22 protein-coding genes, 3 tRNA genes, 1 rRNA gene and 1 pseudogene are annotated in these 26,987 nt (G+C 39.8%); 6 read left to right on the forward strand and 21 right to left on the reverse strand.

Annotated features, from left to right (window positions below; all coding sequences use genetic code 11):
- Nucleotides 1-151: 151 nt before the first annotated feature.
- The 3 genes from thiI to ezrA all read right to left on the reverse strand — a co-directional run bounded on the left by thiI (nt 152) and on the right by ezrA (nt 4,414).
- A complete protein-coding gene (thiI, locus tag DVW06_RS15635) occupies nt 152-1,351 on the reverse strand; it encodes a tRNA uracil 4-sulfurtransferase ThiI (RefSeq protein WP_003127333.1) in 1,200 nt (399 codons plus the stop codon).
- 45 nt (nt 1,352-1,396) lie between these two features.
- On the reverse strand, nt 1,397-2,542 hold the full coding sequence (locus tag DVW06_RS15640; RefSeq protein ID WP_137264845.1) for a cysteine desulfurase family protein: 1,146 nt from the start codon (nt 2,540-2,542) through the stop codon (nt 1,397-1,399).
- Nucleotides 2,543-2,692: 150 nt separating this feature from the next.
- Nucleotides 2,693-4,414, reverse strand: a complete 1,722-nt coding sequence (ezrA, locus tag DVW06_RS15645) for a septation ring formation regulator EzrA (protein WP_003127330.1) — start codon at nt 4,412-4,414, stop codon at nt 2,693-2,695.
- Nucleotides 4,415-4,782: 368 nt separating this feature from the next.
- On the opposite strand from ezrA, the gene DVW06_RS15650 reads away from it, so the two are divergent.
- Nucleotides 4,783-6,132, forward strand: coding sequence for an aspartate kinase (locus DVW06_RS15650; RefSeq protein ID WP_003127329.1), 1,350 nt, complete (start codon nt 4,783-4,785; stop codon nt 6,130-6,132).
- 123 nt (nt 6,133-6,255) lie between these two features.
- Here the strand turns inward: DVW06_RS15650 and DVW06_RS15655 are convergent, their stop codons facing one another.
- The 3 genes from DVW06_RS15655 to DVW06_RS15665 all read right to left on the reverse strand — a co-directional run bounded on the left by DVW06_RS15655 (nt 6,256) and on the right by DVW06_RS15665 (nt 8,514).
- Nucleotides 6,256-6,768, reverse strand: coding sequence for a haloacid dehalogenase (locus DVW06_RS15655; protein WP_003127328.1), 513 nt, complete (start codon nt 6,766-6,768; stop codon nt 6,256-6,258).
- Nucleotides 6,769-6,835: 67 nt separating this feature from the next.
- Complete coding sequence (locus DVW06_RS15660) at nt 6,836-7,675, reverse strand: Cof-type HAD-IIB family hydrolase (protein ID WP_003127327.1); 840 nt, start codon at nt 7,673-7,675, stop codon at nt 6,836-6,838.
- Nucleotides 7,676-7,683: 8 nt separating this feature from the next.
- Complete coding sequence (locus DVW06_RS15665) at nt 7,684-8,514, reverse strand: DUF72 domain-containing protein (protein WP_081132096.1); 831 nt, start codon at nt 8,512-8,514, stop codon at nt 7,684-7,686.
- A gap of 85 nt (nt 8,515-8,599) precedes the next feature.
- Here DVW06_RS15665 and DVW06_RS15670 point away from each other — a divergent pair, with 85 nt between their 5' ends.
- Entirely contained in the window at nt 8,600-9,568 is a 969-nt protein-coding gene (locus DVW06_RS15670; RefSeq protein ID WP_005471602.1) for an asparaginase, read from the forward strand.
- Nucleotides 9,569-9,682: 114 nt separating this feature from the next.
- Here the strand turns inward: DVW06_RS15670 and DVW06_RS15675 are convergent, their stop codons facing one another.
- The 6 genes from DVW06_RS15675 to DVW06_RS15700 all read right to left on the reverse strand — a co-directional run bounded on the left by DVW06_RS15675 (nt 9,683) and on the right by DVW06_RS15700 (nt 16,505).
- The gene (locus tag DVW06_RS15675) at nt 9,683-10,441 is read right to left on the reverse strand and encodes an acyl-ACP thioesterase domain-containing protein (RefSeq protein WP_003127324.1); all 759 of its coding nucleotides are present in this window, start codon (nt 10,439-10,441) and stop codon (nt 9,683-9,685) included.
- 15 nt (nt 10,442-10,456) lie between these two features.
- Nucleotides 10,457-11,287, reverse strand: a complete 831-nt coding sequence (locus DVW06_RS15680) for a fructosamine kinase family protein (protein WP_005471595.1) — start codon at nt 11,285-11,287, stop codon at nt 10,457-10,459.
- 14 nt (nt 11,288-11,301) lie between these two features.
- The gene (locus DVW06_RS15685) at nt 11,302-12,069 is read right to left on the reverse strand and encodes a tyrosine-protein phosphatase (protein ID WP_342342923.1); all 768 of its coding nucleotides are present in this window, start codon (nt 12,067-12,069) and stop codon (nt 11,302-11,304) included.
- A gap of 246 nt (nt 12,070-12,315) precedes the next feature.
- Complete coding sequence (locus DVW06_RS15690) at nt 12,316-13,704, reverse strand: L-cystine transporter (RefSeq protein WP_003127320.1); 1,389 nt, start codon at nt 13,702-13,704, stop codon at nt 12,316-12,318.
- Nucleotides 13,705-14,042: 338 nt separating this feature from the next.
- On the reverse strand, nt 14,043-15,371 hold the full coding sequence (locus tag DVW06_RS15695; RefSeq protein ID WP_005471586.1) for an aminopeptidase C: 1,329 nt from the start codon (nt 15,369-15,371) through the stop codon (nt 14,043-14,045).
- 117 nt (nt 15,372-15,488) lie between these two features.
- On the reverse strand, nt 15,489-16,505 hold the full coding sequence (locus tag DVW06_RS15700) for an acyltransferase family protein (protein WP_005471584.1): 1,017 nt from the start codon (nt 16,503-16,505) through the stop codon (nt 15,489-15,491).
- Nucleotides 16,506-16,710: 205 nt separating this feature from the next.
- Here DVW06_RS15700 and DVW06_RS15705 point away from each other — a divergent pair, with 205 nt between their 5' ends.
- Together DVW06_RS15705 and DVW06_RS15710 are read left to right on the forward strand one after the other, a co-directional pair.
- Nucleotides 16,711-17,100, forward strand: coding sequence for a GntR family transcriptional regulator (locus DVW06_RS15705; protein WP_003127317.1), 390 nt, complete (start codon nt 16,711-16,713; stop codon nt 17,098-17,100).
- On the forward strand, nt 17,097-18,467 hold the full coding sequence (locus DVW06_RS15710) for a PH domain-containing protein (RefSeq protein ID WP_003127316.1): 1,371 nt from the start codon (nt 17,097-17,099) through the stop codon (nt 18,465-18,467). Before DVW06_RS15705 ends, DVW06_RS15710 begins: the two co-directional genes overlap by 4 nt.
- Before the next feature lie 277 nt (nt 18,468-18,744).
- Here the strand turns inward: DVW06_RS15710 and DVW06_RS15715 are convergent, their stop codons facing one another.
- Both DVW06_RS15715 and DVW06_RS15720 read right to left on the reverse strand, forming a co-directional pair.
- On the reverse strand, nt 18,745-19,305 hold the full coding sequence (locus DVW06_RS15715; protein ID WP_003127314.1) for a YdeI/OmpD-associated family protein: 561 nt from the start codon (nt 19,303-19,305) through the stop codon (nt 18,745-18,747).
- 322 nt (nt 19,306-19,627) lie between these two features.
- Nucleotides 19,628-19,701, reverse strand: a tRNA-Asn gene (locus DVW06_RS15720).
- 174 nt (nt 19,702-19,875) lie between these two features.
- On the opposite strand from DVW06_RS15720, the gene DVW06_RS15725 reads away from it, so the two are divergent.
- Nucleotides 19,876-19,948, forward strand: a tRNA-Thr gene (locus DVW06_RS15725).
- A 168-nt stretch (nt 19,949-20,116) separates the two neighbouring features.
- Here the strand turns inward: DVW06_RS15725 and DVW06_RS15730 are convergent.
- The 4 genes and pseudogenes from DVW06_RS15730 to DVW06_RS15745 form a co-directional block, all read right to left on the reverse strand.
- Nucleotides 20,117-20,554: a helix-turn-helix domain-containing protein gene (locus DVW06_RS15730; RefSeq protein ID WP_003127312.1), complete on the reverse strand. Its 438-nt coding sequence runs from the start codon at nt 20,552-20,554 to the stop codon at nt 20,117-20,119.
- 3 nt (nt 20,555-20,557) lie between these two features.
- Nucleotides 20,558-22,129 (reverse strand): ATP-binding cassette domain-containing protein, encoded by a 1,572-nt coding sequence (locus tag DVW06_RS15735; protein ID WP_123866869.1) that lies wholly within the window; start codon nt 22,127-22,129, stop codon nt 20,558-20,560.
- 347 nt (nt 22,130-22,476) lie between these two features.
- Nucleotides 22,477-24,086: pseudogene (locus DVW06_RS15740) on the reverse strand (ATP-binding cassette domain-containing protein).
- A 482-nt stretch (nt 24,087-24,568) separates the two neighbouring features.
- A complete protein-coding gene (locus DVW06_RS15745; RefSeq protein WP_003127309.1) occupies nt 24,569-25,003 on the reverse strand; it encodes a universal stress protein in 435 nt (144 codons plus the stop codon).
- Nucleotides 25,004-25,530: 527 nt separating this feature from the next.
- Here DVW06_RS15745 and DVW06_RS15750 point away from each other — a divergent pair.
- A complete protein-coding gene (locus DVW06_RS15750) occupies nt 25,531-25,875 on the forward strand; it encodes an iron-sulfur cluster biosynthesis family protein (protein ID WP_003127308.1) in 345 nt (114 codons plus the stop codon).
- Nucleotides 25,876-25,975: 100 nt separating this feature from the next.
- On the opposite strand, the gene DVW06_RS15755 is transcribed toward DVW06_RS15750, so the two are convergent.
- From DVW06_RS15755 to rrf, 3 genes are all read right to left on the reverse strand, one after another.
- Nucleotides 25,976-26,626 (reverse strand): HAD-IA family hydrolase, encoded by a 651-nt coding sequence (locus DVW06_RS15755; RefSeq protein WP_003127307.1) that lies wholly within the window; start codon nt 26,624-26,626, stop codon nt 25,976-25,978.
- Nucleotides 26,627-26,828: 202 nt separating this feature from the next.
- Nucleotides 26,829-26,902 (reverse strand) — tRNA-Asn (locus DVW06_RS15760).
- An 8-nt stretch (nt 26,903-26,910) separates the two neighbouring features.
- A 5S ribosomal RNA gene (rrf, locus tag DVW06_RS17860) occupies nt 26,911-26,987 on the reverse strand; the annotation flags it as partial.

Genomic DNA, 26,987 nt, shown 5'->3' on the forward strand with positions numbered 1-26,987 from the left:
CGGCGCACAGAACGCGCCGCATATCGGACTAAGTTTTATTCAAATTTGTCTTCACCAACACGATTTGACGAAGAGCCCTTTTTTCTTTAATTGCCAACAGTCAACAGCTGGTTTTTATCCCCTGATATCAAAATTTTTTCTGATGTGAAGATCAAAGAAAATCAGCGAATTCTGCTTTTTCGGAAGCTTGGATCTCTTCGATTTTCAACCCAGCTAATGCCCGCTCCATCATGCCTGCTATATCTAAGCGCTCTTCATATAAATGCACTTTCTCCAACTTCGGTCTTGTCTTAGGCTGTGGCGGAGCAAAAATCGTGCAGCAGTCTTCAAATGGCTGGATCGCCAGTTCAAACGTATCGATCTCTTGAGCTACATCAATGATTTCTAATTTATCCATCGTTGCTACCGGACGAATGATTGGCGTATTCGTTACTTCATTGATCGCCACCATACTTTGCAATGTTTGTGAAGCCACTTGGCCTAGTGATTCTCCGTTCAAAATAATCAATCCATGACGAGCTTCACGGATCGCATCTGTGAGTCGCAGCATCATCCGGCGAGTGATCGTCATCCAATAGCCTTGAGGCACATGCTTCTTGATTTCTTCTTGAACTTCAGTGAATGGGACTTCAATAAACTGAATACCGCCAACATAAGGGGTTAGTTTCTTTGTCAGATCTTTGGCTTTTTGTAGTGCCTGTTCGCTAGTATAAGGCGGGCTGGCAAAATGGACCGCTTCGATCTCTACCCCGCGTTTCATCGCAAAATAACCGGCAACGGGGGAATCGATCCCGCCTGAAAGCATCAGCATCCCTTTCCCACTCGTTCCAACCGGTAACCCACCAGCTCCTTGGATCGTCTCGTAAGAAAGGTAGGCTCCATCCATACGGATCTCTACCCGTAGATTGATATCTGGCTTTTTCATTTGAACTTTGATTTCTGGAAAGCGATCAATTACAGCATTTCCTAACGTCAAATTCAACTGATTACTGTCTTGGATGAATTGATGGTCACTGCGTTTGGCAGTGATTTTGAAGGTCTCAGTCCCTGTATAGATTTCACTCATCACTGTTTGTACGGCTTCTTTTAACACTTCGACGTCTTTTTCTACCCGAATGCTGGGAGAAAAATTTTGAATCCCAAACACTTTTTGCAATTTCAATATAATTGCCTGACTGTCTTCCCCATTCAGAAGCAAATGCATCCGATCACGTTCTGCATGAACTTTGACTTTAGGAAAGTCGGCAAGTGTTCGCTTCACATTCTCCGCCAACTGCATAATGAAACTGCGGCGGTTTTTTCCTTTGGTTGATAATTCGCCGTAGCGAACCATGATCTCTGTATAATTCACGAGTAAAACTCCTTTGTTTGTCGTTGGTATGTTCGCAACATGCTCTTATTGGCTTAATTTTGAGAACTTTTGATAAAGCTGATTAAATACAATCAAAAATTGTTCTACTTCGGCCATCGTATTACTTTCATCCAAGCTGACCCGAACTGCTGAAGTAGCTAAGCGACTAGGGACATGCATCGCATGCAATGTGCTGCTAGCCATTTTCTTGCGGGAAGAGCAGGCACTAGTCGTTGAGAGATAAATCTGTTTTTCTTCAAAGGCATGGACAAGCACTTCTCCTCTGATCCCTTCCAATGAGAAACAAAGAATATGCGGCGCAAAATGTTCGGCTCCAGAAAACACCGTCACTTTCTCATACTCAGATAATGCTTCTGAAAGGTAACTTTTCAATAAGCCCACATGGTTAGGCCGGGCAGCTTTTTGTTCAAGTGCTAGTCGCAACGCTTTAGCCATTGCAACAATTGCCGGTAAATTCTCAGTCCCGCTGCGCTGATTTTGTTCTTGCCCGCCACCGGTCATCAATGGTGTTAGCTTACGGCCTTTTTTCCAATAAATAAAACCGACGCCCCTAGGTCCATGAAACTTGTGGGCAGAAAATGTGGCAAAGTCTACCCGTTGTGGCAACCATTGCTGCTGATCAACCTTCGCAATTGCTTGAACAGCATCCACATGGAAGTGGATGCGAGGATGAGCTTCTAGAATTTCAGCGATTTGATTGATTGGCTGGATCGAACCAATTTCGTTGTTGACTGCCATCACAGAAACAAGAATCGTTTCCTTTCGGATCAGTTGCTGCAAAGCAGCGACATCTACAAATCCAGTAGAAGTAACGGGTGCGATACTCACGTCAAACCCTAGTTCTTTCAACTGTTCTGCGGTCTCACTGACCGCTGGATGTTCGATGCCAGAAATAATCAAGTGATTGCCATAAGCTTTTTTGGCGATCGCGGTGCCTTTTAAGACCCAATTGTCTCCTTCCGTCCCCCCACTGGTAAACCAAATCTCTGAAGCAGAAGCTTGCAGCAGCTCAGCAATTTGCGCCCGAGACTGTTCCAAAAGACGGCTGGCTTGACTGCCAAGATCGTGAAGACTTGAAGGGTTGCCGATAATACGCTGACTAACTTTTACATATGTATCTAATGCTTGCGGATAAATTGCGGTTGTGGCGCTGTTATCAAAATAAATCAATGCTAGGACCCTTTCTTTGAAAAATTCTTTCCCATTATAACTGCTCTTTCCTGCTCTTTCAAGAAGTTCCTCTTCTTGGATCGATTTGTCGGTAGAGAATCCGCCAATTCACTAAAAAAGCCAGACAGTTTTTCACTGCTGGCTTTTGCTTTATACTAAATCACGATTCTTGAAATAGAAGTTCTCGATCCGCTTGAAAGCACCTGGTTCGACGCGTTCCAAAGCTGTCCCGATCTCATCTAATGCATCTTGATAACGATACTCTTTCGTAAACAGATACAAACTCTTATCAATCGCTGCTTTGATGTCGGCATGTGAATGACGGTAACGGTTTGCATATTGCATCATTTGTTCTGTCAATGCAGCTGCATCCACTAAATCTTTCGTTTGTTCATCAAGCATGTCTAAATCTTCTTCACAAACTGAAACCAATTTATTGATTTCTTGCATGTTGATCCGAATTTTATTCAATTCTTTGCCTAATTCTTCCACTCGGTCAGTTGCGACAAAGAAGAATTCTAAGTATTCCCCTGGTAAGCCTGGCAAACGCTGTTTCTCAACAAAACGTTTGAGGTTACGTAAACGAAATTCGAAGTTCTCTACTTTCTCTTGTGCGACCTTTTCACCACGGCGTAGATCACTTAGCGCTTCATCGATTTCAACTTGTTGCGCTTCGACATCATCTAAAATTTTGTAAGCATCTTTATAAAAACTTTGTACTTCTGAATAAGGAATCTCATGGTTTTCCAACTGCGGCAAGTATTCATTGTTGCGGCGAGCCAATTCATCGACTTCTGTTTGGAAGCCACGAACCCGACCTAATTCATTATGATTCAATGTATAGCTTTGAGCGGTATGATCCAACTCAATCAATAATTGACGATTGTTTTTCGTCGCATGATCGATGTAGTCAACAATCACTTGACGATTTTTAAGAACATATTTCTTCGCATTGATTTCACGTTCCATTACCGTATACAAAGCATCGATGTCACTAGCTGTATCCCGATTAGCTACCTCCACAGAAGCAACTTCTGTTTTGGCTAAATCATTCATAGAATTTTCAACCCGTTTTTTCACGCGGTTGATATCTTCTTGGAAGTTAGCTTCAGGAAAGACGTATTTTTGATCCAATAATTTTTTGTATCCATCTTGGATTTCTTTTAATTGATCAGGGAACGTACGATTCAGCTCTTCATAAGCAGCTGGGATTCGTTTCATCAAATCTTCGACTTCATAGGTGTGTTGCTCTGCTTGTTCTAAAACTTCCCGAGCTTCGACCGGATCACCGGAAGTATTCAGCGTAACAAATTGAGTGAATTCAATCTCGATATTTTTGATTTGCTTTTGCAGTTCGTTATAAGCTGGACCAAATTCCTCTCCATGCTCCCGCAAGTTTTTCTTCAAATCTTCATAAACATCCAATGCTTTTTGGACTTCTAGGGAATTGCGTTCTTCACTTTCACGAAGTTCTTTCAAGCCGGCACGAATCTCTTCGACTTGACGTTCCATATCATCCATGGTTGCTTCCGCTTGTTCGATCGCTGTTTTAGCTTTGAAAAAGCGAATCCGTTCATTCAACTCTTCGACTTCAAAGATTTGGCTTTCCAGTTCCGCAAATGAGGAGGTGGAAATATCTGTCCATTGCTGGTTCCATTCTCGGAATGTGTTTTGGCTTTGACCCACCAAATGCATTTTTTTCACTTCATCGACTTCTTCAATGACCGGCAGATCAAACAGGTTTTCTTTACGTTTCTCTAAGACATCCAGTTTCTCCTGATTTTTCTTTCGCATAAAGTAACCGATCGCATATAAGATCGCCGCGATGACGACAATGGCAATAACGATTCCAAAGATGATATTAGTTCCCATTTTATGGTTCCTCCAATTTTCAAATCTACACTTTTCGTATGAAATCCGCGTTTTCACAGATCCGTTTTTGGGTATGTAAGGTATCTCAAATAAAAGGACCCACTTGTCCCTTTTCAAAAAAAGCATCTACGCTAGATTATAGCATAAAGAAAAAAATCAAGCATTAAATTGCGGCAAAAAAGATTGACTTTTTTGCGACTTCCTCCAATTTTTCATTCTTTTTTTAACAAGCTCTCTCTAAATTTCCTTGGAAAAGCCGAAATCAAAAAAGCTTTTTCCTGTTTTTTGGTGCCTTTTTTAAGAAATGCCTTGATTTCTCACTTTTGACACTGTACTCTAGAAAAAAGCTTGAACAGGAGTAATGCAAGATGAAAGTAGCAAAATTTGGTGGTAGTTCGCTCGCTTCAGCCGAGCAAGTGCAAAAAGTAGTTGATATTATCCAAGCAGATCCACAACGCCGTTTTGTTGTTGTTTCTGCCCCCGGTAAACGCCATGCAGACGATACCAAAGTGACTGATCTTTTATTAGCCACTTGTGAAGGACTAGCTGCATCAAAAGATGTCCGTCCCTTATTAACAGAAATTTATGCGCGTTATGCTGCCATCGCTGCCCCTTTTCAAGTGGCGCCTGAATTATTGGCAGAGATCCAAAGTGCTTTACAGCAGTTTCTGACATTGTCGCCTAATGATGACCCACATTTTCATGACAAGATCTTAGCTAGTGGAGAAGACAATAACGCTCGTTTGATTGCCGGAATTTTACAAGCATCCGGTCTAGCAGCACGTTACTTAAACCCAGAGGAGCTAGGGATCTTAGTCACTGATGAACCCCAAAACGCCCGGATCTTGCCAGCATCTTACACAAAAATCAATGCCTGGGCAGAAACAGAAGAAATTTTAGTGATCCCAGGATTTTTTGGGTATACGGAGGATGGAGAAATCTGTACTTTCTCTCGAGGCGGATCAGATATTTCTGGTGCATTGGTAGCTGCTGGTGTCAACGCGACGCTTTATGAGAACTTTACAGACGTCGATGGTATTTTTTCGGCTCATCCAGGTTATGTCCATCACCCAGAACCCATCAAAGAACTGACTTATCGAGAAATGCGGGAACTTTCGTATGCCGGATTCACGGTGCTGCACGATGAAGCGTTGATGCCTTCTTATCGGGCAAAGATTCCCGTCGTTATCAAAAATACGAATAATCCCACACATCCAGGAACCATGATTACCAACCAACGGAACAACTTGACACAACCAGTTGTCGGTGTTGCTAGTGATGAAGGCTTCTGTATGATCTACATCCGTAAATACTTGATGAACCGAGAAGTTGGTTTTACTTTACGCGTCCTTGAGATTTTCAAAGAATTTGATTTAAACTATGAGCATATGCCGTCCGGAATCGATGATATCTCGATCATTATGAGAGCCAATCAATTAAATCCGGTGTTGGAAGAAGAATTGCTGCGCAAGATCGCTTATGAGATCGATCCAGATGAATTACGAATGACCCACGACTTATCCATGGTCGTAGTCGTTGGCGAAGGGATGCGCCAACGAGTGGGGATCACTGCAGACAGCACAGCTGCATTGGCCCGCAAGAACATCAACTTGGAAATGATCAACCAAGGTTCTTCCGAGGTCAGTATTATGTTTGGTATCCATAAAGAACAAGAGAAAGCCGCTGTTCGAACTTTGTATTATACCTTTTTTGATTGATAGTCAGTGGCCTTTCCCAACAAAGCCGCCCCTCAAATACACTTAGAACAAAAAAACAAGATGACCCTTGCGAATGATTTTGCAAAGGTCATCTTATTTTTATGGGTGTTCACTCGTTTCAAGTCAACTCTTCATTTTTGCTACGATCTGACGTTCAATTTCAGCTTTGATGCGGGGCTCTGGAGCAAAACGTTCTTCCCAATCCGCAGGTTTCATGACTTTATGAGTCACAGGATGGTAATGGGGCATGCCATCTGGAAAAAGTTTCCCCATATTGGCTTCATGAACGATTTTCAAAATTGGTGCCGGATCGACACCCAATAGTGAAAAAGAGCCATAGGTGAAATACAAAAGATCGCATAAGGCATCGACTTGCTCGACTAACGTATCCGTCACTGGTTTTTGTTTGCTAGTGATCTTTTCTTTTGCTTGCTCGATTCCCTGATGCAGATCCGCCACTGACTGTGCGAACTGCTCGGGATCATTGTTGGCCGCTGCATACAAAAACTCAACTAATTCTTCTACTTTGAACCCTGCACGGAAACTGGCCTTTTCTGGTGTGAATGGCCGTGGTTGCTCCGGACGTGTCGGGTCAAAGGTTTGATGAAATTCTTCTGTCATTTCAAAAGGACTCATCTTCTTTCCTCCTCCGTTGATCTCACTCAATCAATTCGTGTATTCCATTTATTCCTCTAGTTATGTGTTATTCGATGATGCCATAGTGTTTCAGAGCCTGAGCGATACCATCTTCATTATTAGATGCTGTTACATAATTGGCCGCTGTCTTTGCCACTTGCTGCGCATTCCCCATAGCCACCCCAATACCAACACCTTTCAACATCTCGATATCATTTTCGTGATCCCCAAAAGCCATGGCTTCCTCGATCGCGATCCCTTCATAAGCCAAAAACTCATGGATTCCCTTCATTTTCGAGCCTTTCTTGGGGACGATATCCACTGAATAGGCATTGGAGCGTTTGAAATCACAGGAAGGCAGTTTTTGCTTTAGCTTTTCTTTCTCTGATTCGGGACTCAGCATAATGCACTGATAAATTGGTTCCCGCAAAATATCCAGAGACTGATACCGTTTGGCATTTCGATTTGGACTGAATCGCTGCAGCAATTTTTTTAGCACCCCAACGGGAAACTTCTTTGGGACGAATCGCAAATAACGTTGCATCACTGGTGATTGACTCAAACGAATCGTCAAGCTGCCAGCCACTTTGGTTTCTCCGCCAAACATTACCTGCCGATAATTTTCATCTGCATATGCAACAATTTCTTCAAGGATGTTCTTCGAGAAAGGTTTGGCATAAATCAAATTTTGTTTGGTGTAGACAAACTGCCCATTATAGGTGATGAACATATCCAAATCTAAATAATCGATGACTTTCTCTAATTCTACAGGTCCGCGGCCTGTCGCCACGCCACATAAAACACCTTGTTTTCTGGCTTCTTTGATCGCTGCTCGGGTACTTGCCATCGCTTTCCCGTTATCTGCGATCAATGTACCATCGATGTCAAAAAAAATTGCTTTAATCATATAACTCCTCAAAATAGCTCCAATTGGCTAGGATTCAGTTGTTGGTAATCGATTTGCATGGCTTCGATCAACGCGCGGGCATTGTCCGCCGCATCACCGCCAGCATTATTGTTAAAAATAACAGCAACTTCTTGTGCGTGAGCCGCTGTTTCTTCGACTGCTTGACGTAGTTCACTTAATTCTTTCTCATTGTAGCGATAGAGCGTCCGATTCTTTTTGGCGTCAGGTCCGGTAGCTGTCCAACCAACATCATTTCTGCCATGAAAACGACATACGGCAAATGCCGGGTTAGTCACTAGCGGTTCTAAAGGAACCGTAGTGGAGAGTTTCTTGGGCTCATCAACAATAACCAACGAGAACTTTTGCTTGCGCATATAGGCTTGCATCGAAGAGCGGAACTCTGGCTGATACCAACTATTATCCCGCAACTCGATTGCCACCGGATACGCTGCAAACCACTGACGTACTTCATCTAAATACGCCACACTTTCTTTCGTACACTTAAACCGGTTGGGAAATTGTGCCAGCAAACAATAAAGCCGGCCAGCATCCACCATAGGTTGAATCGCCTGCTTGAAAGCTGTTAGTGCTTCTGCCATAGACATACCTTCCGGCAAATCACCTTGTGTCGTTACGCTTTGATGCACTTTAAGAATAAAATGGAAGTTATCCGGTACCTGCGTCAACCAATTCCGCACATCCTTCTCTTTGGGTAAATAATGATAAGACGTATCCAGTTCAACCACAGGAAAGACACTGGCATATTCAAAAAGTTTTGATGTTTTTCTCTGAACAAGAGAACCATGTTCACTAAATGTCGTACAACCAATTCGAATCATTTTTCCTCACCTTGCTTGTTTTCTTATTTGATTAGTATACAATAGTTTTGGAGTTATGAGTAAAATAATCTTTGAGGTGACAAAAATGAAAAAAATCCTCGTTTTGCATACAGGTGGCACCATTGCCATGAAAGAAGATGTGTTGACCGGTGGTGTCAGTCCAGACGTCACAAACCCATTGATGGACGCCCCTATCCATATCGATGACGATGTTGAACTGATCGTTGAAGATATCTTTAATCTACCTAGTCCTCACATTGCACCTGAGCAAATGCTGCAAATCAAAGAACGCATCCAGTTGGCTCATTTAAGTGGAATCGATGGCGTAGTTGTCACTCACGGAACAGATACATTAGAAGAAACTGCCTTTTTTCTAGATACAACGATCGGCAATCAGCTGCCTATCGTCATTACAGGTGCCATGCGCTCCAGTAATGAAGTCGGCAGTGACGGTTTATATAATTTTGAAAGTGCCATTCGCGTAGCAAAATGTGATGATGCTCAAAAAAAGGGTGTTCTAGTCGTTATGAATGACGAAATCCACTCTGCTCGTTATGTCACAAAGACGCATACAACGAATGTTGCAACTTTTCGCACGCCAACACTAGGTCCCATTGGGCTGGTCACAAAAAATCGAATATTATTCATGCAGGAACTATTAGAGAGTCGCCAATTGGATGTTGATCGGGTCGATGGCTTGATTCCGATCGTTAAAGCCTATGCCGGCATGCATGGAGAACTTTTTGAGGCCTTAGCAGAATCCAATATCGATGGATTGGTCATTGAAGCCCTCGGAGCTGGCAATCTACCACCCCAAACATTACCGCCGCTAAAAAAATTACTGGCGAAACAAATCCCAGTCGTACTAGTCTCCCGCTGTTTCAACGGTATTGCCGAACCTGTCTATGGTTATTCTGGAGGCGGAAAAGAACTGCAGGAGATGGGAGTCATCTTTTGCAATAGCATCAACAGTCAAAAAGCCCGAATCAAATTGCTGATCGCCAAAAATCGTCGGCTGCCATTAGTTGAATTACACGACTTTATGGAAAACTGATTGTTGACTTTTTTAGAAACTAAACTGACAAAAAACCGCACCTTCGCTTGTTCTTAGCAACTGACCTTTTTTAAGAGAAGGTCAATCGCTAAGAACAGACGATTGTCAGTGCGGTTAGTTGTTTTCATTATTTTTTGTTCGTTCATGCCACTTCATTGCGGCTTCGCAGTACGTCGTCTCTCCGATTCTGATCTCATGTAATGTTTCCAAATGGTTCTCATCCCGAATCGTTTCAAAATGACTTTCTACCAAGTTCCCGTACTCAACTTCTCGGTCAAAACGAATCGTTATTTCCTTCACCTGATGCGTCGTCAAAAATTCATAGCCTAAAACATCCAGCAGCCAATTAAAATACATTGCATTGTTGACGTGCTGATTGCTGTCGATATCATAAAACCGAACCCGATAAGGTAAAAAATGTCCTTTTTCTGGGGAATTGATTTTAGGATAGCGCTTGATGCGCTTGATTTTCTCACTTTCAAAAGGAGCGACGATCTCATCTGGAACACTGCTGACTTTGCGTGTTGCCAAATCCATCAATGCAAAAACCGACTCGATCTTCACTAATTCATTTCCTTGGGCGTCGTGCAGCCAGAAATAGCGGTAGCAAAAATATTTATTGTATTCTTTTGCTTGTGTTGAGACCATGATCTGTTCCCCGACCATCGGCAACCGATTGACCGTGATATGGTAAGTAGTAATGATCCATGTCAGTCCAAAAGAGCGAATGTATTCTGGCCCACGCTCCAATACTGCACTTTGCTCTTCGGATACTTTGATTGCCACTCCCAACATTGCTGGAAACGTCATTGTCTGATTGATATCGCACTCATAATAAGCGACTTCATGTTCTTTTTGATACTTTGCTACCATCTTGCCAAATGCCTCCTAATATCTACTCAAAATCTCATCTACATTATTGCCGTAACTTTCACCGAATAGATTCAAATGAACCAATAAATAGTACAACTGATACACAGGAACCCGCTCTTGCCAATTTTTTTCCAGCGGGAAGACTTGCTGATAGCGTTGGAAAAATTCCGGACGAAATCCGCCGAATAATTGCGCCATCGCCAGATCAAGTTCGCGATCACCAAAGGATACAGCCGGATCAATGAAAACTGGATCACCCTTCTGATCAAACAGCACATTGCCGCGCCAAAAGTCACCATGCAGTAAAGAAGGTTGAACCTGTCGACCTGACCACTCTTGATACAGCGTTTCTTTCAGATTTAGGTACTTATCTTCTCGGCGAGGATTCCAATGATTTCCTAACTTGGCCAATTCCACCTGAACGTCTAAGCGGCACGTGGTATAAAAACTCACCCAATCCTCTGCCGCGGGATTCACCTGCGGCAATAAGCCAATAAAGTTGTCCTGTTCAAATCCAAACGTTGGGCTTGTTTGCCGATGGATCTCAGCTAAAGCAGTGGCGATCGACTCTTGATCACCTTCACCAACATCGATCCATTCTAGCAAAAGGTAGGCGCCATGTTCGTTATCTCCATATTGATAAACGGCGGGTACGCGAACATAGGGACGTAATTGTGCCAATCCTGCTGCTTCTGCTTGAAAAAACTGCTGGGATACTCCTGGATGATACTTCAAGAAATACTGTCTTTCTTCTGACCGCAACCGGAACGTCTGATTCACGTCACCCCCGCTGATCGGCGTTAATGTTCCGGATAACCCAAACTGGGCAAGCAATTCCTGATTCATGTTGGACACATCCTTTACTCGGTAAAGTGGGCGTGAAAATACTCTTTTTCGTCTTTTGTGATTGCCAGTCCTTCTTTTAAATACTGATCCACCGTGCCAAATTCTTTTTTGATCGCTGCTAAACTTTCATCAAGAAAACTTTCTTTTGCACTCATCAATGTGGTGATGGCTTCAAGAACTTCAGGCGGCATTTGCTGCGCCATAGGGGCAAATTTCTCTTTTAAAAAAGGCCCCAGATAGCGATTCGTTGCCAGATAGTCTTGTTTGATAGTTGATTGATCCACCTCTAATAAAGATAAGAGCAGAAATGCCCCGAAGCCTGTTCGATCTTTCCCTGCTGTACAATGAAATAGGGTTGCTCCTGCTTCCGCATTTTCTAATACCAAGTCAAAAAAATGACGGTATTGCTTTCGAGCATGCGGACTTTCGACAAAGTGGCGATATACCTTCTTCATCTGATCTTCTGCATCATCCCCATCTGCCAGCTTTTGCTTCAATGTCTCTGGTGATAAGGAAACCATCGTTTCATCTTCGCTAAAAATCGGCAAAAAGAACTGCTGGGCATAACGGATTGGCTGATCTGGCTGTGCTTTGGCTTCTTCATAGGAACGAAAATCAATGATTTGATTGATGCCATAGTTGCTCAATGTTGCTTGATCTGTCTCAGACAGCTCATTGATCGCGGCACTACGAATCAGTTTTTTCCGCTTAATGGTCTTCCCTGATGTCGTTTTATAACCGCCTAATTCTCTGACATTTGCTGCATTTTCTAACTGAATCAGTTATGTCATCTTGATCCCTCCTGCGCCTGTATACAAAAAGTATAGCAGAAACCCATAAAAAAAGCGGTGAATATTTCTTTATTATTCTCTCATCTACTAAAGATAGCGGTCAGAGTAAGCCATAATGACACATAATAACAATAGTGACTCTGATTTTTGGTCACAAAAAAAGAAAGACCACACGCAGTCTTTCTTAATAAACACTCTTTTGTTATCACTTGATTTTAGTAGCGGCTTCTACTTGAATCAATCGGCATCAATCACAGCAGTTTGACTTTCAAGTGTTGCACGATCTAGTTCATGGATACGACTGCTAGTCACCACACCGGCAACCATGCTGTCACTGACATTAACCAGTGTTCGAGCCATATCGATCAGTGGTTCAACAGAAATGACTAGACCAACGATTGCGATCGGCAAGTTCATTGATCCTAAAACGATCAATGAAGCAAAGGTTGCCCCACCACCGACACCAGCAACACCAAAAGAACTGATGGTTACGACCGCCACCAAAAGCAGGATAAACTGCCAATCAAAGACATTGATTCCTACCGTAGGCGCTACGATCGTGGCTAACATCGCCGGATACACACCAGCACAGCCATTTTGTCCAATTGACAAGCCAAAGCTACCAGCAAAATTGGCGGTTGCTTCGTCGACACCTAGCGCTTTTGTTTGCGTTTCGATATTCAATGGCAACGCACCGGCACTTGAGCGTGAAGTAAATGCAAAACTTAACACTGGAAAAGCTTTCTTGAAATAAGTAATTGGATTGACTTTTACACTCGCTAACAACAAGGAATGAACGAGCAAGACAATGATCAATGCTGCATAAGAAGCTAAAATAAATTTCCCAAGATTTAGGATCGCTTCGAAATCACTTGATGCTAGAACATTTGTCATCAACGCCAATACACCATAAGGAGTCAACCGCAACACAAGTGTGACGATTCGCATCACGATCTTGTACAAGCTATCCATTAGATCAGCAAACGTTTGCGCCTCTTTCGGGGCTTTTTTCTTCACCCCTAAGTAGGCAATCCCTACAAAAGCAGAAAAAATTACCACTCCAATCGTACTCGTTGAACGTGTCCCAGCTAGATCGGCAAAAACATTATTCGGAATAAAGGATACGATCTGTTGAGGAATTGACAAGTCTTGGACTTGGGTAGAACGTTCTGCCAACTCAGCGATCCGTGCGGTCTCCGCTGCGCCTTCAGTAAAACTCGCACCGTCTAAACCAAACAACATAACCATCACGATTCCGATCAGTGCAGCGATTGCTGTCGTGCCCAACAAAGTAGCCAACACAGTAAAGCTGATTTTTTTGATTTTTTCGCTTTCTTTCATCTTGGTAAATGCCCCGACGATCGAAACAAAAACCAATGGCATGATCAACATTTGCAGCAGTGCTACATAGCCGTTCCCCACCATTGTGATCCACTCTAGTGATTGGGTGATCACTTCCGAGCCAGTTCCAAAGATCGCCTGTAAGATACCACCAAAAAGTATCCCGACAAACAACGCTGTAAACACTCGTGTAGAGAATTTCAGATGACGCTTTTGCATCAGGTAGAACCCATAAATAAGGGCAGCAAAAATAAGTACAACAATAACTATAAACAGATTTGTCATTAGTCTCCTCCTTTAACATTAAGTAAAATGACAAAGTCTGTCAGTGGAAGTAAAGGTTCCCAGTGACCATTCTTCAACAGTTCACTCTAATGAGACGTGTGGCATCATTAGTGACTGTTTTATTTTATAGAAAGAATGGCGATCTTACAATTAATAAGTTTCACATTTTTCTGCTAAAGATCATAAAAATGGACAAAAAAAGCTGTGACAGCGCAGCTAATAAACGGTCCATCAAACAAATTGGTCTACCTGATAGAAAATGAACCGTTTCTATCTCAGTCCTCGTAAAATTTGTTCGATCGTCTCTTAACATACGCCCACAGCTTTTCATTTCTTCATTATGCTAAAGCTCCCATAGGGTCCCAAGGAGCTAAGACTTGCGGCTCTGCTTCAAAAGCAGCGAGTTGTTCGGCCGTCAAAAATTCCTTGCGAACAACGATTTGATAGGTGTACTCATCCATCCATTCATCACTCATTACAAAAAATCCATTGGTACCGACTTTTTCTCCCCAGCTGTTTTCGACTTTCCATTTTGTTGATTTGCCATCAACGATGTCCACACCAGTCAAGACCATCGCATGGGTCATCAGACTTTCACCATAATCTAAACGTTGAGCTTTCGTCATCGTGAAATCGATATCGAATAAGTCGTTCATATCATACGCATCCAATGCCATGATTCCAGAATCACGGGTAGAAGATTGCCCAACATCACAGCCAAACCAGACAGATTCTCCTTGTTCTAATTGGGCAATCGCCAATTTTTTGAATGTTTCCATATCCACATTCAAATATTTCACTTCTTTACCTCCAACAACGTTCCCCAACATTTCCACTGTATAGGACTTGTTATAAGGTTTGTCAGCAGTAGGGGCGTTGATGATGCTTACATAATCATCCAGATCTACCCCTACATATTTGTCATAAAATGTTTGCGGCGTCAGTCCGCGATCAATATGATAATTTTTCTCTTCATCACGGTATTCAAAGTCAAACGTTTCTGGTGGAGTCCCCAAAGAAGTCGCTAAGAAATTGTAGATTTCTTGTAGCATCCCTTCTTTTGCTTCTTGAATAGCTGCTTCGGATTGTCCATCCGCCACTAATTGGCGCAATGTCCCAGCATCTTTGCGCAATTTTTTGTTCAAGTAGTTGTTCAAGTCACGGGAATTCGATGAATTACTGCTTTCTGGCATCACTGCTTTTGGCACGACACCATATTTTTGAAAGATCGACACGATCATATCCCATTGTCCGCCATCTTGTTGGGGTGTTTGCAGCAAGAAAGCAACCTTGCGGCTAGATAAAGGCTCTTGTGCTGTTGCCAAGACATTTTCATAAAAATAGTTGGCTTTTTCATATTTATCCCAGAAAAAAGTATGGTTCTGTGACAATTCAAAGTCCTTCAAATTAAAGGCATTCAACATTTTGTGACGGAATGTGTTCAATGCTGCAAACATCCAGCAGCGACCTGATTGTTTTTGGTTTGACACTTTGCCAGTCGTCACATCAACTGAAAAGACTGGTACATTGTTGACATGGCCTTGAATCGTTTCTGCTGAAGCAGTGATCCCGTTTTTGACCACGCCTCTTTGCAGTGCATTTTGCTTGTTATTTTGCTGATACGCTTCAGCAAATTTTTCAGTAGTATTTTTGGAAATTTCTGACATATTTCTCCATCCTTTCACTTTATTCTCTTCATTTTACTCTTGTCCAAATCAAATAACAACCGCCTGAGCAAAAGTCTGGCAGATCCAAACTTGCGAAGGCGGTGTTTCCATTTAGATTCAGTTCGCAATCATGAAGATACCCAAGCCCAATAGGACAAAAGAAATCCCTTCTTCAAAACGGGCGTAGAACTGCCGAACAGGTCTGCTGGCTAATAGGATCGTCAGTAAAACACTGACGACGATCAACGCCATAAATCCGAGCAGTGACAAGTTTAGTTCAGTGATTGCCAGTGCTCTCAATCCTTTAATAAAGATCCCTTGCAGCAAATAGACTAACAGTGTGTTCTTGCCCCATTTGGTAAAAAACAGCTGTTGCCGTGGGACGAGTCGCAGAAAACCAATGATCCCCAGCAGTCCAATCACAAAGAACACCCCTCGTAATGGTCCTCCGAACAATGGATAGCTCAGATAGTCTTCATAAGGTTTCGAGCCAAAGACCATGTACTTATTCATCCCATGGAAAAGCGCAATAAACAAGTAGATAATCGGCAAGAAAACCAGACTGATTTTTTTTATTCGTGTTCCTTGTAAAAACTGCATCTCATTTTTAGGAAAATAAAAACCGATGATAAAAAATGGTAGAAAGACAAATGTCCGCTGCAGTGTCAGAACTTGATTAATAAAAGGGAGGTAACCAGCAAAAATGCTCAGCAGCACACTAAGCAAGATGGCTTTTCTGGCAGTCATTTTCTGAAAAAAGACGAGAGAAAGCTGCCAAAAGAACATGCTGAGTAAGAACCACAATGCCCATTGAGGGTTGAGCAGCTGAATATTCAACGACGCGTCAAGTCCAATCACCCAGTAATAAACTGTATAAAAAAGTTGAAAAAACACATAAGGAAGTAGAAACTTTTTGACCAGATCTCGAACTTTTGAACCTTTTGTGAGCGGTTTGGCAAAATAACCTGCTAAAAAAACAAAGGCTGGCATATGAAAGGTAAAAATAAAATAGTACAGATCATGATAAAACTTGTGATCACCAATGAATGGTTGCAATAAGTGGCTGAAAACCACTAAAATCATTAATAAAAATTTTGCATTATCGAAGTAAGCCGTCCTCGGGGAGTGGCTCATAATGTCTCCTCCTTTATTTTTTCTAACTAAAAGCATACCGTAATATTCAGTCACTGCGATAACAAAGTGATTGCAAAACAGCAACGAAAAATTTCAGTTTATTACTCCTAATGCTGCGAAGTGAGTTCCTTATAGAGAGGATGATTATTGATTGCATGTTCCATCTATTTGTATTAATATAGATAATACAAAGGAGAGAGCGCCAGTGCAATTCGAAATCAAACCTCAAAGCAATACACCCATCTATCAACAATTACGCGATCAAATCATTCTTGGGATCGCAACAGGCGAATTAGCTGTCGGCGAACTACTTCCCTCTGTCCGTCAACTTGCAGAAGAGATTGGCATCAACACGATGACTATTTCTAAAGCCTATAATTCACTGAAAGAAGACGGGCTGCTGATTACCGATCGGCGCAAAGGAACTGCTGTCGCAGCGCCTCGCAGCTTTACCTTCTCCGAAGAAGAATATTATCAACAACAGCTGCAGCTGCAAGTAGCCTCTGCATTGATTCACGGAAAAAGCGAAGCAGCGATCATTGCCGATATTCAGCAATGTTTAGAACAGTTTTCTGAAAGGACCGAATTGAAATGAATTACATTTTCTTTGGCATAAATCTGATCGTCATTTTTTCTATCGCTTTTACAATGAATCTGCTCAGTAAGCCCCACAAAAACGTATTATTGGAAAATACATTATCTCCTGATCACTTGCAGCATCCGGACGTTTTGGCGTTAGTTGCTGAATACCGCCGCCGTATTATGCAGTTTGTCGGTATCTTAAGTGTAGCAAGTCTGATTTTTTTGTTCAATTTATATGGCTCTATCCTCATGACCTTTTTCTGGCTGCTCTTGTTTTTGCTTCTGGGGGCAAGCTACGTCTTACAAATTCATTATATTGGAAAAATGCACGAACTAATTGAGCATAAGAACTGGGGACTCCCTATCGATCCTGTTTTAGTAGACACCAAATTGATCCAGCAAAAAAATAGAAAACTGTTGCCATTAGTCAGTTTTCTTCCATCATTGTTATTAGTCATTGCTGGTGTAATTTATTTCCCTACCGCGGAGAACGGACCCGGTTGGCTATTCAGCCTCATCAACTGCTTGATCTTTTTGCTTTTCCTCTATTTATGGCAAGTGATTCGCCGCTTACCAGTACGTCCATTGACGAAGGATTTTCAAATCAATCAACAGTTCAATGATTTAACGAAATTCTATTGGTCCCTTCTGGTCGTCTTAATGAGCACGGGCACACTGCTATTGTTTTTTGTTCCACTGCTCTCGACCCAGTTGACGGGGGTAGTTGGAGAGTTATCCGCTGTTCTTTTCGTCTTGTTACTGGTCTTCTTGATGGTCGTTCCTTTTGGGCTATTGCTGCGATTACGAAAAAAACAAGATCAATTGTTGGCTTCTACGGAACAACGGTATTATGATGAAGACCGTTATTGGCGTTATGGCGTGTACATTAATCCAACAGATCCTCGATTATTTGTCCCTGACCGCGTGGGGTTGAATATCGGTATCAATTTAGGCAAAAAGACCGGAAAAGGTTTAGCAATCGGCACCGGCATTCTGATGATCGCGATCATGGTTGTCACTATCGTTCCTTTGTATCAATTAGATTTTAATCCTGATGCAATAAGTGGAGAGATGACAGATCAATCCGTACAGTTTGATGCCCCATTAGCTAGCCGACAAACGATTCCGTTGGATGAAATCAGAACAGTCACGCTTGTTGATACACTTCCAGAGCCAACGGTTCGCACAATGGGGATGGCGACAGATCATTACCTGACAGGCAACTTTAACGTTGCTGGTCAATCTGCGAAACTATTCATGGACAAACGATCGCAACCCATTCTTCGGCTCTCGACAGCCGATATCACGATCTACTATACGAACAAAGACGCCTCTGAGACCGTCAAACTGTATGAGACTCTGGAGCAAAAGCTTCAGTAGGCAATAAGAAGATATTTAGCAAGCAAGACAAACAAGCGAAGCGACACCTGCAATTAGTAAAAATTGCCCGAGTCGCTTCGCTTGATTTTTCATGCTTCTTAGCTATCAGGACTGTGCCATATGTCATCATCCAACAAGTTAAACCGAATAATAGTCTGTTGCTAGGATAGATTCCTCTGACTTTTGCGACGAGGAGTCCCTGCACCGCAGGAGCAATAATCATTAATGTTCGGATAGTGTTACTTGTAGGAGACTTATGGCACAGTCCCAAAAATCGCTACATTGGTTTCAGATTCTTCGCTAGCCGTTCAATCATCCAAGACAAACGCTTTTCGCGTCCAGTGTCGGTTTTTGCATCATAGTATGCCCGCGTGTAGGTCTTTTTGACAGAGAGAGACATTGCTTGGAAATTTGTATAAGCTGCCTCATGTTTCTTTAATAAGCTTGCTACGGTATAGATTTGTTCCTCCGAAATCTTTGGAGACTGAACCGCATCCCATTGACCGTTTTTCTTGGCCTCTTCTATTTTTCTTCGACCATAATCAGTCATTAGTCCTTGGCTTTCCAATGTTTCAGCTAGTGCTTTGTTTTTTTCTGACCACTTGCTGTTCTTTCTGCGCCTCGCAAAGTATTTCTTGTATGTTTTATCATCAATCTTTTGCATGACGCCATCGATCCAGCCAAAACAAAGCGCTTCTTCAAGTGCCTCGTGAGCCTTTATCGTCTTAGGACCGCCAGCTTTTCCGATCAAAAGCCAAACCCCTTCACTTGATACACCATACTCTTGAAGCCAGTCACGAAATTCATTTCTATTTGTAAATGTAATGCTGTTGTCCATAGAATCCCTCTCATCTTCTTTATCCACTTTGGACACCTTTTTAAGGAAACTGGGTCTTGACTTGCGCAATAGTCGAATGAGTCATTTTCCAATAAATCACTGTGGGGTAGGTCAACATATAAGCATCGTAAAGCAGCAGACAACTATCGAGTCTCTGAAATAAAGTGACTTCCCTATGTCGACTGCTTTGCTTATCCAAAAAACAAGTAGCCGCAAGGAGATAAACTGTTGAATCTATCTATAAAGCAACCCCCCTGAATTTCAGGGGGGTTTGCTTTACCCATCCATCATCTTTTCATCAATGGGGACGTTTTATTTATGACTCCGGCAGTAGGACTCGAACCTACGACATCATGATTAACAGTCATGCGCTACTACCAACTGAGCTATGCCGGAAGAATCTACCTGTAATATAGCAAATATTCAGATAAGTTGGCAAGTGAAAAAAGAAATTTTTGCTTCTTTGTCTTGTTGTTCACCTTTTTTGACAAAAAATCCCAGTACTCTTGAAAAAATGGAATTGACAAACAGCAGGCTTTCAGGTATTCTATATCTTGTGTTAAATAACAAGCCGCTTTAGCTCAGTTGGTAGAGCGCATCCATGGTAAGGATGAGGTCGACGGTTCAAGCCCGTCAAGTGGCTTTCTCAAAACAACGTTCTTGGGACGTTGTTTTTTTGTTTGCAGTTAGCACCGATGATTTTCAGTTGCTCCTTATTTCAACAACGAAAATGATAAACGGTCCATGCATTGCATCACTATTTCACACTGTTCATTATGTTCATTTGAACAATCATAAATATCAATGATTCTCAAGAATAACTTCTTAGCCTATTATTTATCCAGTCACCAAAACTAGCTACGTATTCTATAGGGCCTTGTATTATTACTCTGGCTTGTTCTTTAGAAATTGCCTGATAAAAGAACTGTCGGTTTTCTCCATCGTATACATTGTTATATTGATTCAACAAATCATTTTTTAAATTTTCAACTAACCTCATACTAGAGATTGGAATATTAATGACGAGTATTGAACCCGTTTTAAAATGATTCTCGTTTTCAAAAAAGTTAGTAACAGGGTTCTCAACTGACTGACCTATAAAACGATACACTTCGGATTTCAAAAATTTCCATTGTCCACCAATCTTTTGCCCTTTTAATTTACCATCAGACAAGTAGTTTCTAATAGTTCTTGTAGTTACTCCCAATGCATCCGCAACTTCAGATACACTTAGCAAATCGTGATTCATAGTTTATCTCCTTACATTAATAATTTTGTTCGCGTATTTCTTGAATGATTTATCATGGGTTGTATATAAAATAATTTTCTCTTGTGATTTGATTGTAATGAAATTCAATATTGCATTTGCAGATTCTTTATCTATATTACTAATGCTTTCATCTAAAATATATAATTCTGCATCAGATATAATTAATCTACATACTGCAATTCTTTGTTTTTCTCCTCCAGATAAATTCGCACCATTTTCTAATAATACACTATCCCAATGCTTTTCTTTAAATATCGGACTTAAAATACCAGATGTTTCAATCAAATATTTTTCATCTCTGGTTAGTTTTCTTCCCATTCCTATATTATTTTCTAATGACGTAGACAAAATCGTTGGATCTTGTGAAATATAAGCAATTTTATTCCTTAAACTTGAATTTTCCAAGCTGTTAATTTCTAATCCATTGATCTTTATTCCTTTAGATTTTCTAAATTTCAACATCAGTCTCAATAGAGAAGTTTTTCCACTACCAGAATCTCCTTCTATATAAACTATATCCCCTTTATTCACTACTTCTTTTAAATTATAATTAAAAATTTGTTTATTTATTAAAAATGATGGGAAATTAAACTCAATATTGTTTATATTTTGTATTTTTATTTCCCCATTTTCTTCACGTAATAAGTCAAGATTATTCTTAATGAACTCACTAGAAATAGTTAAAGATTTATAATCTACATTTGCCTTAGATAAATCACTTAAAGCGGAATAATACATTGGAATAACAATACTTAGAATAATTAAATTTCCCACAGGAAATTCATTTTGAACAATTAATATACTCGCCCAAATATAAGTCATATTTTGAACCAATTGATTAATAAAGACAATAGCATTACTAGTAACTTGTGCATATTTATTATTATTTGCTAATGAATCATACATTGCAATCATCTTTGGTTTAAGCAGATGTTCTAATGCAGATACATTAGCTTGGGATTTTATATTATCCACATTTGATAATGTCACAATTAAATCTTTATTTGCACTTGCAGCATCTTTTTGCATTTTTTCCATTCTAATAGATAATTGCTTGTTAATATGCTTAAAGCCAACTAAATTTAAAGGAAGTAATATCAATAAGAGCAAAAAAATTTTCCATGATATAAATCCAACAATTCCTAGAGATAACAAAATTACAAAACATGACTTTACTATAGTCGATACACTATTAATCAAAAATAAATATAAAGAATCCACTGAAGTAAATATACGATTAATTAAATACGTGGGTTCTTTTTCAATAAAACCATCATAAGAAATTTTAGTCAGCTTACTTATCAGTTTGAACAAATAATTCGAATTAAACTTTGCTGCAAAATTTTCTCTATACACGAGCATGAAAGTCTGCAATAAGAAAGAAAACAACATAACTATAACTATAAAGAGCATTATCTCATAGGTTAGTTTGATCTTATTTTCATTAAAATATTGTATGAATAGAGGAGTAATCATTGATGTTAAAGAGCCAATAACAACTAATAGACTGGTTATTAATACAAATTGCTTATTTTCTTTTAGAACATTTTTCATATTTTTTCCTCTTTTTCGTTTTATTTTTCATAATTGTACTCTTTATCATTTATAAAAGTCAATTATTTCCCTTAAATTAGGAAAAAATACGAAAAAACAAAACGACACTTCAATTAGAAAATATACGAACACCTGCCTTGAATAAAGCAACTACAAACTATTTAAATAGTACGTGTGGGAAATTAGTTGGAAGTGGGAAATTAAATAGTTACGGAAAACAGGAAAATGGAGAGTTATTGCAGAAAAAATAAACTAGCATAAACATTCCCAGCTTATTTCGTATTCAGACCTTGCTGCTCTCCAGTTAGTCGTAGTTAGTCTATTTACTCCGTATACGGTGAAATCACTTATCTGATTTTATAACCATTACTAAGTACGATTACTTCATCAACAATTTCAAGGTTTTTCGGACGATGGGTAATCATAAGGACGATCCTATTCTTAAATATTTTCATTACTTCTTTGAGCAACTTTTCTTCGGTTGATTCATCCAATGCCGAAGTGGCCTCATCTATCACTATTATCTCTGCAGTAGAAAAGAACATTCTCGCAAACGCAATACGCTGCTTCTCTCCACCAGAAATATTAGAACCTTTTTCACCAATTCGTGTATCTAATCCTTCTTCAAGTGAATGATAAAAATGTCCTAATTGACATTTCTCTAGTGCCTCTATTACTTGAATATCTGGTATATTTTTGTCAAAAACAATATTTTCTTTTAATGTTCCCTGAAAAATAGGAGCATCTTGTGAGAGATAGAAAATATGATCGTAGTATTCATTTAAATTATACGAAGATAAATTCTTATGATTCACAAAAATATCTCCACTAGTGGGTTTGAATAATCCCAATATAACTTTCATCAAAGAAGATTTCCCAGCTCCACTTTCTCCAACAAGTCCAAAATTTTATCTTTCTCTAAGTCTAAATTGAAATCTTTCAATATTCGTTTGTTTTGAATGGTTAAATTTAAATTGGTCAGACTGATAGTTGCTATGGATTGTATAGGTGCTCCTTCGATGAAGAGGCCTTCATCATTTGAAGTATCATAAAAATCTTGTAATCGTTGATATGTAACTTTATCCAAATGATATTGGACAAAAACTACATTGAAGATAGCAATTGGTGTATAAACTCTATCGACATAAGTAACCAACGCGACTAATCCACCTAAACTAATAGATATAACGTTTGCAAATGTTAATATAACGATGACTAATTTAATGACCGCAACTAGAAAAGCAAAAAAGCCAAAGAAAAATTCATGTATCATTGTCATTTTTATTAAATTGTTTGTTGTAGAAATTGACATTTCGTGATAGTTAGCTATTTCTTTTTTATAGCGTTTATTTATTCGAAAAGTAACCATTTCTGTGATGCCACGTATTAAAGTATTATTCATTATTTCTTCAGAGATTAGTGAGTTTTCTTTTATAGCTTTTAATATTTTCAACAAATACTTGGTTACAATAAAAATAAAAATGTAGCCGATTAAAATGGCTGGAACTAATTTTAAATCGATTATCGCTATAAAAAACAAATTAAAAAAAGTTTCTGGTATTAACTCTCTAAAAAGTCTTCCGTAAAAGTTTAAATGAATGTTTCTACCAGCGCTTGACCCAGCCTCAACTTTTTGCAAAAGCGAGCCCGAACCAATCTTTAGATATTCCGAATAGGAAATTCTACTAATCTTGTCTAATGCCATTTCTTTTAAATAAAAGAAAATACCACTTTGGAGTTTCATTTTAGGCTTTTGTTCTAGATAAGAAAATATTGGAACGAAGATAATTGTCAATCCATAAATCACTAGATTTAGAATAGGCATGCTTTGACCAAATGCATCTAGCAACTTTTGAAAATAAAACACATTAATAGCACTTACTAAAGAAACTGCTACACCAATACCGACATAAACTGAGAACTCTATTTTGAAGCGCTTCCAAATTTTTGTAGTCATTTTTCTCCACCATTCTGATACTAAAATAATCTGTTTCCTTCGTTTTTCACATAGTATGTATGCAACTAAAATTTTACTTCATGGCGGGATGAAATTCTAGCAATAAAATAAAGAGAAATCTGTACAAATTATAGATATAATCACAAAACAGCACTATCATTGAAGCTAAAAAATATTATTTTGTTTTCAAACAAATCCAATTGCTTGATTGAAAAGAATCAAATCTAAAATCATCGATAGATACACTACTGCTGTCCATAATACTTTCCTCATGTCTGAATAAAAATATAAAAGTTTTTCTCAAATCTATATCAACTAGATATAGTACAACTGCACTAGATTTTGTTGTATTCACCATGTGTGATTCCTATCTGATAAATCAACTTAGACCTATCAGATTACGTTATCCAAAACTTCATCAAATAAAAAAGGGAAATCAGCAGTTACCTGATTTCCCTTTTTTGATCAAACAAATCAATAGTTTATTTCACAACAAATACCGAACATTTTGCATGGTTGACGACATAGTCAGTTGTCGATCCCACTACAGCTCTTGTGAGAGTTCCTTTACCCGTCGCACCAATCACGATTAGATCAATTGGATAAGTTTCTGTTGCTGCATGGATGATAAATCGCTTAGGGTCTCCTACCTCTACGATCACCGCAACGTCTTCGACACCATGGTTATTTGCATCATAGATTTTCTTTAGCATCTCGGTTTCAACCCTCGTCTTTTCCTGTTCAAATAGCTTTGAAAAAGAATAAGCACTCGTTGAAAGCTCTGCATTGTTAATGATTGAAAGGACATACAGTTTGGCTTTGTTTCGTTTGCAAATATCGACAGCTTCCCAAAAGGCCTTTTCTGATTGCTCAGAACCATCTAACGCAACGAGAACATTTTGACATGTACGCAACATTTTTATCCCCTCCTCTTTAGTTTACCACATTCAAGTGACAGCTGAAAGATTCATGAATGAACTGCTTTGTTATTTTTATTTTTTCTGTTCCAATTGCATGCAATATATGTTTTTTTACTTCATTTCCCATGAATAAACCTTAAACATCTACAAAGATTTCTAGAATTTCATTCAAACAGGCTCTTTCATGCTAGAATCATAGTGAACAACTGATTTGAGGTGAAGACAATGCGTCAATTCTTTCAAGCCCTGTTAACTTTTATTCTGTATATTGGTCTTTTTTTCGTGATTCTCGGATTGATAGCCTACTTCTTACTACGATAGGAACGAAATAACACCTGAGTCTTTGCATCTTAGCATTTCCATGTTAAAATAACAAAAGAAGCAGTGTGCCCTTTTAGTCGTCTTCCCCAAGCTAACTATCTGGTCCAATGCTTTTCGTTATCTGTTTATAAGTTTTTTATGTTCAAGTCAATCAGCCAACAAAGAAAAATAGCAATTGCTTTTATAGAAAGAAGGTACTAGAAATGGAGCTAACGATTACCACAGAAGCAGCACAACGTCTTCCACAAGGTACAACTCAATTTATCTTGACAGCCAATGATGGTTCCAACCAGTTTTCCTCTGCTGAAGGCTGCTGTATGATTGGCGAGCGTTTCTTGATCGCACCTATTGAAGAAATCATTGTTCCTTTTACATTAGAGATCCCTAGCAATTTGTTTACTTTCTATACTTCTGAGTACGACACAATGTTTTTAACTGGTCACCTCGAGTTAATGGTGCATCCGACTTCCGGCACCCTCGTTTTGAAAAATGAGAGTGGCTATCTGGATAATAACGTCTTAGTCCTAAAAACTACTACCATCAAATAACATTCATGAGCTTAAAAAAGAGTCGAAGTAAGTCCCGCTACTAATCAAACATCGCGGGGATAATCACCTTTCTTCCTCTGTTCTAAGCTCTTTTTTGCATTTATTTTCCAGCATGATCCATTCTGATCAATTCCAGCAAATCTAGGGGTTTTTCTGCCAAGGCGACTGCTCCTGCAGAAAGTAGTTCTTCCTCACTACCAAATCCATAAAGAACACCGATCGCGGATAACCCATTGGCTTTTGCTCCTAGAATGTCATGGCTTCGATCACCAATCATTAAGGCACTTGTATTGCCATCCGCCTTCTCTAGTGCATATGCAAGGACTGCCGCTTTTTCTCCCCGCTTATTTTCAAGATCAGCTCCGTAAATTCCTTTGAAGTAATCTGTAAAATCTAAGTAACTTAAAATTTCTTTTGCGAATATCTCTGGTTTTGACGTAGCAATGAAGACATCATGTGTTTCCGAAAGTTCAGCCAAAGTGGTTTCGATTTTTTCGTAAGGCGTAATCTGAAACATCCCTTTTTCTCGATAATTCTCCCGATAATATTTCACAGCACGCTGCGCAGTCTCTTCTGTAAAGCCTAGATCACGAAAAGAATTAATCAGTGGTGGACCAACAAAGGCTCTCAATCCATCGGTTGAGAGAGGTTCATGTCCTAATTTTTCCAGTGCATAGCGAATCGAAGAATAGATTCCTTCGCTAGAATCAATGATCGTACCATCTAAATCAAAAAATAATTGTTGTTTCATGTCATCTCCCCTTTTCCTTATTATAGGAAAAAAAGGACTCTCCCGCAAACGCTTCTTTTTTGAAACATTCGACAAATCGACTGATCTTTTGGTTCCTCAAAATAGTTTTAACTTTTATCTGCAAAAAAAGAGCGATCTTTCCGCTAGTAGAAAGACCGCTCCAAAATGGCAAAAAAAAAGATAGCTTCACAGCTATCGATAACTCCGGCAGTAGGACTCGAACCTACGACATCATGATTAACAGTCATGCGCTACTACCAACTGAGCTATGCCGGAATGAAACAGCGTGGCGACGTCCTACTCTCACAAAGGGAAACCCTTCACTACAATCGGCGCTAAGAAGCTTAACTTCTGTGTTCGG

The sequence above is a fragment of the Enterococcus sp. ARL09-542 genome (assembly GCF_005234805.1).
Lineage (GTDB): Bacteria > Bacillota > Bacilli > Lactobacillales > Enterococcaceae > Enterococcus_D > Enterococcus_D gallinarum.